Annotated in this window: 8 protein-coding genes and 2 pseudogenes; 8 read left to right on the top strand and 2 right to left on the bottom strand. The window is 40.0% G+C overall.

Features of this window, described 5'->3' with window-relative positions; all coding sequences use genetic code 11:
* The first annotated feature begins 548 nt into the window (after window positions 1–548).
* From FIU95_RS14795 to FIU95_RS14780, 4 genes are all read left to right on the top strand, one after another.
* Complete coding sequence (locus tag FIU95_RS14795) at window positions 549–1,355, top strand: TnsA endonuclease N-terminal domain-containing protein (RefSeq protein ID WP_152454496.1); 807 nt, start codon at window positions 549–551, stop codon at window positions 1,353–1,355.
* Window positions 1,356–1,417: 62 nt separating this feature from the next.
* Entirely contained in the window at window positions 1,418–3,502 is a 2,085-nt protein-coding gene (locus FIU95_RS14790; protein ID WP_216646258.1) for a DDE-type integrase/transposase/recombinase, read from the top strand.
* A gap of 59 nt (window positions 3,503–3,561) precedes the next feature.
* Window positions 3,562–4,956, top strand: a complete 1,395-nt coding sequence (locus tag FIU95_RS14785; protein ID WP_216646257.1) for an ATP-binding protein — start codon at window positions 3,562–3,564, stop codon at window positions 4,954–4,956.
* A gap of 22 nt (window positions 4,957–4,978) precedes the next feature.
* Window positions 4,979–6,394, top strand: coding sequence for a TnsD family Tn7-like transposition protein (locus tag FIU95_RS14780; RefSeq protein WP_152454494.1), 1,416 nt, complete (start codon window positions 4,979–4,981; stop codon window positions 6,392–6,394).
* 9 nt (window positions 6,395–6,403) lie between these two features.
* Here FIU95_RS14780 and FIU95_RS14775 read toward each other — a convergent pair whose 3' ends face one another.
* On the bottom strand, window positions 6,404–7,519 hold the full coding sequence (locus FIU95_RS14775; RefSeq protein ID WP_152454493.1) for a hypothetical protein: 1,116 nt from the start codon (window positions 7,517–7,519) through the stop codon (window positions 6,404–6,406).
* Window positions 7,520–7,846: 327 nt separating this feature from the next.
* On the opposite strand from FIU95_RS14775, the gene FIU95_RS14770 reads away from it, so the two are divergent.
* From FIU95_RS14770 to FIU95_RS14760, 3 genes and pseudogenes are all read left to right on the top strand, one after another.
* A complete protein-coding gene (locus FIU95_RS14770; RefSeq protein WP_216646256.1) occupies window positions 7,847–8,452 on the top strand; it encodes a 3'-5' exonuclease in 606 nt (201 codons plus the stop codon).
* Window positions 8,453–8,899: 447 nt separating this feature from the next.
* Window positions 8,900–10,105: pseudogene (locus tag FIU95_RS14765) on the top strand (IS256 family transposase).
* 102 nt (window positions 10,106–10,207) lie between these two features.
* A pseudogene (locus tag FIU95_RS14760) lies at window positions 10,208–11,148 on the top strand (IS1595 family transposase).
* A gap of 57 nt (window positions 11,149–11,205) precedes the next feature.
* On the opposite strand, the gene FIU95_RS14755 reads toward FIU95_RS14760, so the two are convergent.
* Window positions 11,206–11,949, bottom strand: coding sequence for a transglutaminase family protein (locus FIU95_RS14755; protein ID WP_152454492.1), 744 nt, complete (start codon window positions 11,947–11,949; stop codon window positions 11,206–11,208).
* Window positions 11,950–12,942: 993 nt separating this feature from the next.
* Between FIU95_RS14755 and FIU95_RS14750 the strand changes: the two genes are divergently transcribed.
* Complete coding sequence (locus FIU95_RS14750) at window positions 12,943–14,274, top strand: TolC family protein (protein ID WP_152454491.1); 1,332 nt, start codon at window positions 12,943–12,945, stop codon at window positions 14,272–14,274.
* Window position 14,275 lies beyond the last annotated feature (1 nt).

The raw sequence follows: 14,275 nt of genomic DNA, 5'->3' as shown, positions 1-14,275 counted from the left end.
ATAACAATATATCCTTCGTTACTAGTTCAAAATCGATAACAAACCAAATCTTATATATAGATATTAAGTGCAAACTGTTGATTTGAATGCCACCTTTTAAGGCCTTCCGTATTTTAAGCCAAGCTCAGAAGTTGTGTAAGGCTTTATATGGCTCACAAAATACTCATTAAATGAGTCATAGAGCCTATTTCTATGACTCACAAAATACCCATTAAATGAGTCATAGAGCCTATTTCTATGACTCATAGTAGATTTACTTTGGCTGAAAATTTTATGAGATATTTTCTTTTTATAAGAAATTATCAAGACAATCCTTAAATCATATAACATAAAAAAATCAGATTTATAATAGGTAGAAACACTCTACGGTTTAGGCGTAGCGGTCCTACGAATTTGTAAGATCTGCTAAATTTCATAATGTTTGAATAAGGATGAACACAACCACTTAAATATGACCTCAGTATGTATACTATAGATACCGGATTAATAAATCTTACAGACCTAAGATGTTAATGCTTTAGTCATAAATCAGATTGGGGTGAAAAGTTTTGGCGCGACACAGAAGGTTAGAGAGGCTAACTGATTTTCAAAGAGCTCTGAAAAACAAGTATGGGCTGGGAGCTGGAGAAGAATACAAACCCTGGCTGAGAGTTCAGGATGTTAAATCTAAGGGAAATAGTGGAAAAATTCAGGGTATTAAAGTTAATAGAGAGCATCATACCCTCTCAGAAAACGAAAGCTGTCTCTTCTATCTGGTTGAAAACTGTGATTCAGTAATCGATATAAGGGAACAGTTTCCCCTTCTCCCCCTAGACTTTTCTATCAAGATTGCAAAGAATCTAGATATAAATCATCCAAAAGTGCCTGGTTCTGGATCATACAATGTCATGACTACAGACTTTGTTTTGACTTGCACAGATAAACACGACTTTTGGTATGAGGCTATCTCTGTTAAATCAGCCCAAGAACTATCAATAAAGCGTACAGCTGAAAAATTAGAAATTGAACGTATTTGGTGGGAGCTTCTGGGGGTAAATTTCCATATATATACTATGAATGAAATATCGGTTATTCAATCTAAAAATATTCAGTGGTTTACCTCTGCATATAGACAAGGACGTAGATTTAAGGAAAGTATAGAAAAGCAAGCCATAAAGACATTACATGTCGGGATCAATTTGATCGAAGATATATGCAATGGATTCTGTAAAAATGTAGATGTTAAGAACGATGAAGCTTTAGTACTTTTGAAGCATTTAATCGCTATTAAGAAAGTTGAGGTAGACTTAAGTAAACCGATAGCAGAGTCTGGAGTTATAGATATAACAAATATTCTTTCATCAATCGGTAGGTAAGCATGCGAGTTGAACGAAACAGTGTTTGGAGTATAACTGATATTGATGGGGTTGATAGTGGTGTGTATCGTGTTCTTGAACTTTTTTATGATATAAATATTCTGGTTCTTTTTAATCTTGAAGAATCTGGAGGTTTAAGAAGGCCTATTAAGATTGATAGCTCCAGATTTTTGTGTGCGATTAAAGGAGGAGCTGTGAAAAGAAACTTTAGTCCTCTTCCCTACTATCAGCTAGCTGATGAGGGGTTGATACCTGAAGCTCATATTAAAAAACGTGATAGAAATATTGAGCTGATAAGTGAGCTAATAGAAAATCCAGATTTTCTCCTTGAGATTTCTACTGAAGAAAGAAGCAAAGTTCTGGTAAATCAGGCGAAAAGTAAAGGGGTAAGGGCTCAGAGAATATATAGGTTATTAAATCAATATTGGAGGGGTGGGCAAGAAAGAAATGCCCTCCTGCCTGCTTACAAGAATTCTGGAGGAGCTGGAAGAGTTAGGGTCTCAGGAGGTCTTAAACGTGGAGCTCCAATAAGAATGCTTACACCGAGCATGGAAATACATCAAGGGGTTAACACTTCGGAAAATGATAAGAATAATTTTATTTTAGCGATGAAGAAGTATGGCTTGAAAGGGCGTCGAGTTCCATTTAGTCAAGTTTATGAAAAAATGTTGAAGGAGCTATACTCACAAGAACTAATACTGGCAGAGAGTGAATCTAGGTCGCCGAATGTTCCATCATATCGTACTTTTATATATTGGGTTAAAAAATTAATCCCAAAAAATGAAATAATCCGAAAGCAAACTACAGTGGGTGACTTTGAAAGAAACAAGCGTGGGTTAAGAGGAGCTGCGACAGATCATACCGAAGTTCCTGGAAGTTGCTTTGAATTGGATTCAACAGTACTGGATGTTCATATTGTCTCTGAATTTAGGCGCTCTCATGTTCTAGGTAGGCCTACTGTTTATTGTGTGGTAGATAAAGAAAGCAGGATGATTGTTGGGCTTCACGTTTCTATGGAATATGCTTCTTGGCGTGCGGGTCGTCAAGCTCTTGTCAATAGCTTTACGGATAAGAAAAGTTATTGTTCTAGGTTCGGTATCGAAATCGAAGATCATGAATGGCCTTGCCATCATATCCCCCAGCGTTTGCTTTGCGATCGAGGGGAGTTTATATGTAAGAGCGCTGAAAAATTAGCCGTTCCATTAATCGGTCACCTGAGTATAGCTCCACCTTATCGCGCCGATCTTAAAGGCATTGTGGAACGAAGATTCGAAATATTGAATAAAAATCTAGTCCATGAATTATTAGGGACAACTAGAGGACATCATTATATTCGAGGTGATCGTGATCCACGTCTCGATGCAACATATACATTAGATGAAGTAACAAAATTACTTATTGATGAGGTTATGGAGCATAATAATTCTCTATTTGACGGTTTAGCTGCACAATCCGTCTTGTTAGTGCAAAATGGATTGCCCCCTACACCGCTTAATTATTGGAATATCCATCTAAAAAAGCATCGGCATGCTTTAAGTAGATCAGAGGAGTCCGAAGTAAGGGCTAAACTTCTACCTGCGGTAGAAGTATCTATGACGAGTAAAGGTATCCGCTTAAATGAGGATATGTACTATGAATGTGACCGGGAAGAATTTCAAGAATGGAAAGTGCTTGCCAGGTCTACCAAGTGCTGGAAAATGGAAGCTCGTATCGATCAAGATAACTCTTCATTCATATATGTTCGCCTTAAGGAGCGCGAAGGGTTCACTAAATGCAACTTGATGAAGTTTTCTGCAAGCCTTAGTGATAAGCATCAAGCTGATATATTGTATTTTAAAGATTGGAAAAAGAAAGAAAAATGTAAAAATAAACCAGGTAAAAAGTCTATAGAAAGACATAATAGACGTAAATTAGTTAGCCAAGTAGCAAAAAGTGAAACAAAAAAAGATGTACAAGATAAGAGTAAGACTGAGCGAATAAAGGGAATGAGAACACGAAGAAAAGAGGCGGTTCTTGATAGACGAATTGAATACGGTGAATCCATTAGAGAAGAGAAATCAGAACTATATCCCGATGATGAGAACTTAGAGTCAAAAAGGAAAAATGAAGCTGTCTCATTAATAAAAAGGAAGAGGCGGAACCAGTGAGAGGTGTAAATTATGCAGAGTATAACATTGCAATACTCCCGGAGCATCGGGGGAACCCCTTGATCGAAGCATTACCAAAAAAATTGAAAGATGAGGATTTGGTAGAAAAATTAAGTAGCTATCCTTCATTTTCTGAAAACGAGAGAAAGTTGAGTGCTTTCGAGCGTATTGAATACCTTACAAGAATCGAAGAGTTAAGGCAGCCTCTTCCAGTATATCTAGAATGCTTTAGAGCAATTGAAATTGCGATTAAGAAAGGTTATTCAAGCAAGAATCCCCTGTCGCCGACAACCATGAACTATTTACACTACCCTGTAGACCAACGATCTAAAGTTGCTCCTAGAACAGGTTATTTCAAATCTAACGGGAGTGGTATAACTTTACTTGGGGAAAGCGGTGTCGGAAAAAGTTGTATGCTAGAGCAGATTTTAAATTGTTTTCCAGAAGTTATTGAGCATCGTAAATACCAAGGTGAGCCTTTATATATTAAGCAAGTAGTATGGGCTAAAGTAGATTGCCCAGAAAACTCAAGTATCAGAGCCCTTTGTCTTAAGATTTTATCGGAAATTGATAGAAAGCTTGGAGGAGAAGAGACTAAGCCAGAAAAAACGAGTGATCTACTTGTTAAGCAAATTGAAGCTAAAATAAAGTCTAGCTTTTTAGGTGTCATAATAATAGATGAAATGCAGCATTTAAATTTGGCAAAAGCTGGAGGCGAAGATAAATTTCTGGGGTTTCTTCATAATCTTATGAATGAATTGGGAGTTCCCATTCTTCTGTGTGCAAACCCTCCTTTTGACAAATTATTAGGGAAAACTCTAAAGACAGCAAGACGTGCAGAAAGTCAAGCTTCTTTTACTATGGACTTGATGAAAAATGATGAGGAGTGGACCATGTTTGTTGAAGAACTTTGGGTGTTGCAATGGACAAAGGAAAAAACTCCTTTAACTAAATCTCTTAGTGACAAATTATATGATCTATCTATTGGTAATATGGATCTGGCTGTAAGAATTTATAGGGAGTCTCAGCGTTTAGTAATTGGTTCAGATAACGAGTCTATAACAGAATATGTCCTGGAGTATGCAGCAAAAAAAGCTATAAATTTCTCCAAAAAATCTGTAGATGAAGCAAGGATAAATAGGCTTGAAAAATTTCGGCGTATCAGAAGGGAAAAGAGTAATAATAGGTCTAAGGTCGAAACTAGTGAAATTTCCGTTAAATCTATAGATACTTCGAAATCAGAAGTTATGATTATCCCCGGAGATTTAAATCGCCCCCAGCACCATGAATTTCATCAGAAGCTATCTTACTTGCAATCTATTGGTGACTTAAATGAACTTATTAAAGATCCAGACTTGATAAGGCGAGCATCTATTGCAGAGAATCCTGAAGCTGAGTTAAAAAAAATGGAAATTTTATTTAAAAATCCGATCAAGCATCTATCCTCAAAGTAAGTTTCACCCCATATTTGACAATATGCTCCTGCCCAAAGCTTTTCCTGATGAACTTTTCTTTAGTCGAATTATTCGCTTTGCTACTATTTCTGGATTAAAGGGTAAAGAGTTTAATAAAATATATCTTGCTGAGGAGAGGGCCTCCATACACCCCTTTTTGACATCGAATCTAAAAAAACTTTCAGCCCTGACAGATGATGAAGCGTACGAAATTTTATTTGGTCAGACATTGGCTCCAATATATATATTTTATTTGCCTAAGTATTCAAATAACATAATAAAATTTATGTTGAGTAATGATAGCGCGAGATCAATAAGGGAAAGTCAGCTCCCATCATTTGGTGCAGGTTCTTCGCTATGCTTGAAATGGTGTCAAGAGTGCGCCTGTAGCGATATAAATCAATATGGAGTTGCTTATTGGCATAGGTCGCATCAAATCCCTGGGGTCTCTTCTTGTGGTATACATCCAGTACTCTTAGAGAGAATTGACTTACTTAATCGTCAACGAATTAACCTTGGATTGTTACCATCAGTGACCTGCTGTGCTAAAGAAGCATCTAGTGTTGAATATAAGGTAGGTAAGTTTGGATATGATTTTTTAAGAAAGATCAAATGGCCTATTCCGTTAATAGATGTTACTTCAAAATATCGCCTTAAATTAAATAATATGGGCTTGGTAACGAATAGTGGCCGTATTAGGCGTCTAAAATTAATGCAAAATTTTTATGTATATTCACAGCAGTATCGGCCATTTTATAATAGCTCGCTCCCAAAATCTTCTGAAGACTTCAGATATGTTTCTCAACTTTTAGTTCAAGGAGCAAGCCATAATCCCTTCCAGCACATTTTTTTCTCAAGTTGGCTTTTTTCTACCTTCCAGCAATTATTAGAGGATCATAATAGTGTAGAGTTTGAATTCCAAACCCGTAAAAAGGATTTTGCTATGAGGACGAAAAGGAAAGAGAGGAAATGTATTGATATTCTACGAAGCAGGTCGCTTAATGAAACCTCTAAAATTACAGGGAAAAGTAGAACTTATCTGAAAAGACTTGCAGCGCTCCACGATATCCCCTTGAATCTTAAGCCAAAGAAATTATCTAAGGCTTGTAGAGATGAAATTATTCACCTTGGGTATACAAGAATGAACCGGCATCGAATAGCTACAATTTGTAAAATTGGTGTAGGATCAGTAGAACAAGTTATCTCAACTCATCCTGAACTAGTAACTTATCGTAAACGATGCCATATGGAGTCAATGCGACGTCGCTATAGGCTAAAAATCCTTAAATATTACAAATCCCACCCTAAAGCAATTCGTAAAGATATTAAGTTACACTGTAATAAAGCCTTTTATTGGTTGTATTTATATGATCGTGAATGGCTAGAGGTTGCTCTACCTAAACCTCTAAAGGCTAAGGGGAGGTATCCTAAAAAATAGAGAACATATTTATTGATTGAGAGGTGCAGGAAGGCCTAAGGGATGTTTATAACCATACTTCTTGCGAAACTCATATCTCTGTATGTTTAGCCAAGTAATAGCACATCTTTTTGTAAAGTCAATATAATTATTGCTGTTAATTTCCATTCTTGAATAATCGCTTTCACGAGAGCTAGCTATAACACCAGAAATTGAACAGTCAGTGAAAGAATCTATATTCCATCGGGAACAAGATGCGCAGGCTCCCTTTTTATCTTTAAGTATAGGGAACTCCATTCCCCATCGTTTAACTTTTATAGTTTCAAAATTTTCTTTTTCGAAGTTTTTAATGATTTTATAGTTTGATTGCAATTCTTTACTGTACACATCATAAAAACTCATATGACAATATCTCTTCAATCTTGCTCTTAAGAGGTTCAGGTCGCTCTTCGTGGGTTCTGCTGATCTCCTATCAGAAAATTTCCCAATGTAATTTTTCTGATAGGATAAAGTCTGAACAAAATATTCTATGTAGGTTAGTTTTGCACAGGGAGAAAAGTAAAGTTTCCACTTACTTATGGGGTCCTCATAATGTTTATTATTGTAAACTTCTGAAGTTAAATGTTTTATTGAGCTGGATACTTTCTCCCAGTTAGCCGATAAAACACCTAAAATCACGCTTTTAATTTTGTTTTTTACTGAAGGGGTTCTTTTGATTTGCCATAACGGACAGTTATGCTTTTCGCAATATGATATATATAACCACTTGCTTTCGAAAAACGCATGGCCCTGATTTGCAAGTTTTTCTTCAATACACCTTTTACAAAACTTAATAGGTATTCGTTTTCCAGTAAATTGTCCATGAGAGTAGTTAAGAATTTGCGGGAAGCCTTTAAAATGTGTAAATCTATTTCTGCTAAAAGTGTCCTCTGTTCCGATAGAGTAAGTAGAGTCAAAAATGTCAATCAGTACTTTCTCGGGATAAAAAGTGAAATATTTTTTGGCTGTATCCGGAATTGAAGGGTACTCTCTCCATCCACCCCCGCCAGCTATTAAGCTATTTATATTCCGAAACCCAGCTTTTATAAAAACTCTTAATATAAAGGAATGGATGGATTCACCCGGCTGTTGCAGTGCTCTAAACATAGTTATACCATATTGTAAAGATAGAAATATTGTGTGGTTTGTAGTTTCTCTATCTAGCTTGCTGATAAGTTTGTTCTGAGAGCTATAGAGCTTCATAAATATACACACATATATTTTGAAATGGCTTATTATTTTTTATGAATACCTAATGATATACCAAGAAATCTAATATTTAATAATTAAAAGTACTTAAAGGACATGTTATTGTTTCCATATAGTATATCCCTTGAAAAATTTACAATACTCTATTGAGCCATGTCAATTGATGACGGGCTCGTTCTAAATATCTCACTCTGTTTATATGTATATTATAATTTTCGTATACTAATGGGATTTTTTTCATTTTTAAAAAATACTATAGGGTTTAGCATGGTTTTTCAGAATTGCTTCAATGGTATTAAGCACCTGCTGATTGTAGATCTTGAGGCAACTTGTTGGAATGATCGCCCACTATCTGTTGGGGTAATGGAGGTCATTGAATTCGGACTTGTACTGACTACTTTGGATGGTGAAATCTTAGCTAGTCATAGTCAATTTGTTAGACCAATGATTAATCCGAAACTTAGTAAGTTTTGCAGTGAACTTACAGGTATCAAAAATAGCATGGTGGCTAGTGCGCCTGATTTCAGAGAAAGCACGAGTCTCCTTAACTTATGGTTATCTCATTATGAGTATCAAGCCTGGGCTAGCTGGGGGGAATACGATTGGAAGCAGATCAAAGTAGAGCTGATACGGCACGGTTGCGCGCCAGATTTTTTTGCTAAACCGCATATCAACCTGAAAGCAGTATGGCAAGAAAAGACAGGTAAGAAGCGTCGTTCAGGACTTGGATCTGCTCTACAGTCTCTCGGTATTGTCTTTGAAGGTCAGCAGCATCGCGGTGTGGATGATGCACGTAATATTTCGAGAATACTTCCTTACTTGACTATTTAAAAAATGTATCGTTGGTTTGATGCGAATAGGTGATGTACTTATTATAAATATAATTTTGATTGTATGAGAGGCTTAACCTCTGCCTTTCATGTCATAGAAATTTGTCTCATTTATTCATAGATGGCTATTGTATTTTATGACTCTTAATCTTTTATTGCGGGAAGATCAAGAGTACTCGATTTAATATTGTTTAGATACTCCGCTTTGATTGGTTGTTGATATGAAAGTTAAATTATTTTATATGATTATGTAATCCTGGGTTTGTTCAAAAAGATTGTTTTATATTTTCTGGGACTCATTATAGATATCGTATCTAAAGGAAATGATACCCACCATATCTCCTATAGTGGCAGTTAAGTTACATATTTAGATCTCAGACTAGAGCTAGAGGGGTAGTGTTCAGAATTCTGTGTCATTTCTTTACTATTAGCAAAAAAGAGATGACCCATGACCAAACCTACTTTCGATATGGATGCCGCCGTCAAAGCCTTATGCGAGGGTAAAGACCTCAATGGCAAAGATGGCATCCTCACCCCTCTGATCAAACAACTCACTGAAGCTGCCATGAAAGCGGAGCTGGAAGAGCACCTCGCCAGCGAGGATAAGCCCAACCGCAAGAATGGCACCACCTCAAAAACTATGAAAAGCCCCGCTGGCAGCTTCGAGCTGCAGGCGCCGCGGGATCGTGCCGGCACCTTCGAGCCTCAAATCGTCAAGAAGCATCAAACTCAGCTTACCGACGAACTGGAACGCAAGATTACCGCCCTGTTTGCCCTGGGTAACAGCTATCAGGACATCCGCACACATATTGCCGATATCTACGGAATGGAGCTTTCCAACGGCACCATCAATGCCGTTACTGACAAGCTGCTGCCTGAACTACAAGCTTGGCGTGAGCGCGACCTGGAGGCTGTCTATCCTATTGTCTGGCTCGATGCTATCCATTACAAAATCAAGGAAAACGGTCGTTATGCCAGCAAGGCCATTTACACGATTCTTGGCCTCAATATCGAAGGCAAGAAGGAGTTATTGGGGCTCTACCTATCCGATCAAGAAGGCGCACATCATTGGCTGAGTGTTCTGACCGATCTCCACAACCGTGGGGTCAAAGATATCCTCATTGCTTGTGTTGATGGCCTGCAGGGTTTCCCTGAGGCCATAGAGAGCATCTACCCTAAGACCGAGATCCAGCACTGCATCATCCATCAGATCCGCAACTCACTAAAGTATGTAGCTTCAAAGAATCAATAGGCCTTTATGGCCGATCTCAAATGCATCTACAAGGCGGCAACGCTCAATGCCGCCGAGCACGCTTTGGACGAGCTGGAGACCAAGTGGGGTGACAAATATCCAATGGTGATTAAGTCCTGGCGGGGTAAATGGCCGACTCTCTCGGCCTACTTTAAATACCCGGAATACGTCCGCACACCGATCTACACTACGAATGCGGTGGAGGCTGTACACAGGCAGTTCCGCAAGTTGACCAAGACCAAGGGCGGCTTCGCCAATGAGAATAGCTTACTGAAGCTTCTCTATGCCGGTATACTAAAAGCCTCCGAACGCTGGACGCACCCAATTCAAAATTGGAATCTGACACTATCACAGCTGACGATCCACTTCCCAGATCGACTGGAGAAATACATCAGCCTATGAGGCTATTTGGCTGACACAGAGTTTCCTAATTACCACCCTTGCTAAGTCACATGTAACTGTATATAAATACAGCTATCATGTTGATCTGTAAGGGAATACACCATGGCTCGCAACAAGGTACAGTTCCAGAAGGGTATTAGTTTGACCCAATTCCTTAAAGCTTATGGTACAGAAGAGCAGTGCTTCGATGCTCTCTGTCAATGGCGTTGGCCAAATGGCTTCTGTTGCCCTCACTGCGGACATGACAAACATTGCAACCTCGCTTACCGCAAGCTCAAGCAATGTAACCGGTGTCGACGTCAGACATCGATTACTTCTCGTACGATATTTGACTCCACCAAACTGCCCCTTACTACTTGGTTTCTCGGTATCTTTCTGATTACCCAGGATAAGAAGGGTATTTCCTCTATGGAGCTGGCTCGTCATCTGGGTCTCTCTTACAACGCTGCCTGGCGTATGAAGCAGAAACTCATGCAGGTGATGATGGAGCGGGACCAACAGTACAAGCTATCCGGTTTTATTGAATTGGATGATGCCTATCTCGGTGGTGAACATACTGGATGCAAGCCGGGGCGCGGAGCTAAGGGTAAAACTCCCTTTGTGGCTGCCGTTGAAACTACCAAAGATAGACGTCCTACTCGTATCAAGCTCTCTATTATCAAGGGCTTCAGGAGCAGTGAGATTTCTACCTGGAGCAAAAAGCATCTTTGCAGCGGTAGCATGGTTATCTCAGATGGCCTTGCATGCTTCAATGCTGTCACAGAGGCTAATTGTGTACATGACAAGATTGTTTGTGGTGGTGGTCGAGCTTCTGTTGAAGAGCCTGAGTTCTATTGGGTGAATACGGTACTCGGCAATCTAAAAAGTGCACTGCGTAGTACCTACCATGCGATTAGGCCGAAATATGCGCAGCGATATTTGGCAGAATTTCAATATCGATTTAATCGACGGTTCGACTTATCAGCACTCATTCCAAGACTTTTTTTTTCTCTCTTCGGACACCTCCAATGCCGGAAAGACTGCTGAAAATTGGCTTAGTATAGGTGGTAATTAGGCAGAGTTTTGAACACCCTCGCTAGAGGTGGTATCGCTATACTTTATCAGCTTAATTCTAAGGTATTACATTTACCTAAGCCCTTTGCTCGAATCCGTTTAACATTGATATTTATTAAATGACGGATCACGAAGCGAAATAGTAATTTCTTAATGCCAGTTAAATTACTTCCATAGAGCAGATAAAAATCATCAGGTTGCGTATAAACTCCGAAATCGTCTGCGATACCTTCTTTCTGTATAAATGTATCTTTATCCTCCCAGTCAATGGGTGGGTTTTGTAGGCATTTTGTGGCAATACCATAGCCTTTAAACTCAGAGCATTGATTACGGAACCCTTCTTGGACTTTGTTCAGGTATGGGCGGTCGATAATATATCCTTCAAGGTTGATCCACCTATCATTTGAATATACTTCAACCCAGCTGTGGATAATTCGTTCAGGTACGATATAGAATAGATAACTAGGTATGGCACCTTTCTGAAGGTCTTTAAAAATAGTAAATCCATGAATGCGTGTAGGAATGCCAACAGCGCGAAGCAAAGCCATTAGCAATGTTCCTTTAGTGTTACATTGTCCGTACCCGTCTTTCAGTACCCTGCTAGCCGGAATACGATCATCACTATTGTAACCAAATAAAATATCATCACGAACAAACTTATAGATGGCACCAATGGCGTCATACTGAGATAGCTTACGCCATTTCTTATTTTCAATTAACATCTGAATGGTTTTATTCTCAAAGTCAAGCATAGGGGTTTCTGATAAGTATTCACGAGTAAGTGTCTTCATTCATTTGTTCTCCAAGGTAAGTTATAATGTGGGCTTATTTAAACTCTGCCCTCTCGTATAATTGAATAAACCTCCTAAGACTTCACGAAAGCTCTCTTATCAAAATCATTCCTAAATGAATGTCGCATAGACTTTTATTTGGGCTGCTTATTCAAAGTTAATCCCCCACTTTCATGCAAGGTTAACGGTTCCTGAAAGAATTTTAATCTACTTAATGAATTTAACATTAGTATTATGATCTCGCATCCCGATTACTTGAAGAATATAGCCCTTTTAAAGCTCTACCTTTCCAACCCAAATTCCGTGGACTATGGGACCGATAGACTCCTTACTAGTGTAAGTGTCGTTAACTGTAAATTGACCTCTTCTAGAGGCTGACTCCTCACTTGGAGAGAAGGTGTGACCAAATAGCCACTTTGGGGTTAATGATAACTTTAGGGCAGTGAGTTAAGTTGAGGTGTCTGAATTTACTTGCTAGAATCCCATTCAGTAGATTCTGGTCTCTTTGTAACTTTTATGAATGTAGTTCGACTATCATTTCTATTAATTGTGCTTATGGTCTTTCAGACCGCAGGTGCATTCTATGATAGCCATGAAGAAGTTCAGGAGGTAACGAATCACCTGTCTCTACATCATGATGAAGATCTGCCCGGCAATTTACCGTTTCAACCGGACAGCTCCCCTTCTGATTTAAGCTTACAGATCCCCTCCAGCGGGGATGAGGCTGATCAATCTTCGTTTCTTCTGGATTTATGTAATCACTGCTGTCATTGCCATGGAAGTACCTTTACCGCCCTGGTAGGTCAATCATTACTCTCTATTCTGAGCGGAATCGTTAATTATCGAGAATTCGGCAATACACGTGTTCCCAGTGGTTATTTTACCCCTCTACTCCGCCCACCTATAACCCAAGTCTGATTGCTCTAATGCCGCGCGAGTAAGGAGAGCTACAAGGCCCCCTTGCGCAATTAAAAACTGACTTGGGAGATACCCATGGATTTTTACTGCACGCTCACTGAGAGTGTGATTCGTCGTCGTGCCATATTCCAGTTGATGGTGGCGATAATGTATTTAGCTGCGCAATCAGTATCCGCGCAGGAGGGGGATTTACTGACATTACCAGATGCGATTGAGCTGACGCTCGCACAGAATCCGGAGCTTGCGGTATTCCCATTACAGAGAAGAGGTCTAGATGGTGCTGAAGAGACTGCAGCACTGCGGCCTGCGTTAAGCCTAGGAGGTGAGGCTCAATACAAGAACTTTGGTGATGGTGGCTCCAATAATGCGCCAGATCCCGAGGATGATGCCGACAATGAGCTTGAGTTGACGGTAACTTTATCCTCCGTAATTGAGCTAGGAGATAAACGTAGAGCTCGAATAGATGTAGTCAATGCCCAGCGTAATTTACTGATCGCGGATGAGCAAGCTAAGGCGCTAGATCTTCTGGCAGAAGTTATCCGTCGCTATGCTCAGGTTCTTGCTGCCCAGGAATTAGCTGTATTGGCTAGGGAGAAGGTATTACTCGCACGTGAAACGCTAAGCGCTGTCAGCGCCAGAGTCAGCGCTGCTGCTAGCCCGGTTTCTGAACGCCTACGAGCGGAGTCCGCCCTGACAAAAGCAAGCCTCGCTAAGCAGACGGATGAGAGCATGCTAGTGTACTACAGGCATGCCCTATCGGCTCTGTGGGGACAGCCGAGTATAGATTATCGAGTAGACTCCAGTGAGCTCTATCGTTTTGAGCCCGGCGCTAGTTTTGAGGAACTTTATGCGCGTGCGCAGGAAAACCCAGCTATAGCGCGCTTTGCTTCCGAAGAGCGACTGAGTGCTTCACAGCTTCGTCTCACCCAGTCCAACTCAAAGCCTGATGTTGGATGGTTTGCAGGTCTTCTCGTGAATCGGGCTGTTGACGAAACTACAGCTTTAGCTGGTTTCGAAGTTCCACTCTTTACCGCAAAACGCAATCGTGGTGCCGAGCTAACAGCAATGACTGAATTGGATGAGGTTATGCTCCGTCGTGAGGCGGCATTACTACAACTTTATCCTCAGCTATTTCTTGCCGTAACCGGTCGCGAACAGGCCCTGGCTACTGTCTCCAGTTTGCAGGATTCTGTAATCCCTAAGCTTCGCGAGGCATTGACTGAAGTAGATCGTGCCTATCGTCGTGGCCGGAGTTCTTATCTTGACTTAATTGTTGCTCGGGAAGAGTTGCTCGATGCTGAACGTGCACGAATCGAAGCAGCGCGGTCTGTACTTCTTTTCGGCGCTGAGATTGAGCAGCTTACAGCAGGGCCTTTAGGTTCCGAGAGTGTAGGAAGCGGAAAATAAT

The sequence above is a fragment of the Microbulbifer sp. THAF38 genome (assembly GCF_009363535.1).
GTDB lineage: Bacteria > Pseudomonadota > Gammaproteobacteria > Pseudomonadales > Cellvibrionaceae > Microbulbifer.
This window is presented reverse-complemented; position numbering and strand designations above follow the sequence as displayed.

Excerpts from the sequence above, each read along its gene's own strand:
- FIU95_RS14775 (WP_152454493.1), bottom strand. The coding sequence starts at position 7,519 with ATGTTTAGAGCACTGCAACAGCCGGGTGAATCCATCCATTCCTTTATA.
- FIU95_RS14770 (WP_216646256.1), top strand. The coding sequence starts at position 7,847 with ATGGGATTTTTTTCATTTTTAAAAAATACTATAGGGTTTAGCATGGTT.
- FIU95_RS14780 (WP_152454494.1), top strand. The coding sequence starts at position 4,979 with ATGCTCCTGCCCAAAGCTTTTCCTGATGAACTTTTCTTTAGTCGAATT.
- FIU95_RS14755 (WP_152454492.1), bottom strand. The coding sequence starts at position 11,949 with ATGAAGACACTTACTCGTGAATACTTATCAGAAACCCCTATGCTTGAC.
- FIU95_RS14750 (WP_152454491.1), top strand. The coding sequence starts at position 12,943 with ATGGATTTTTACTGCACGCTCACTGAGAGTGTGATTCGTCGTCGTGCC.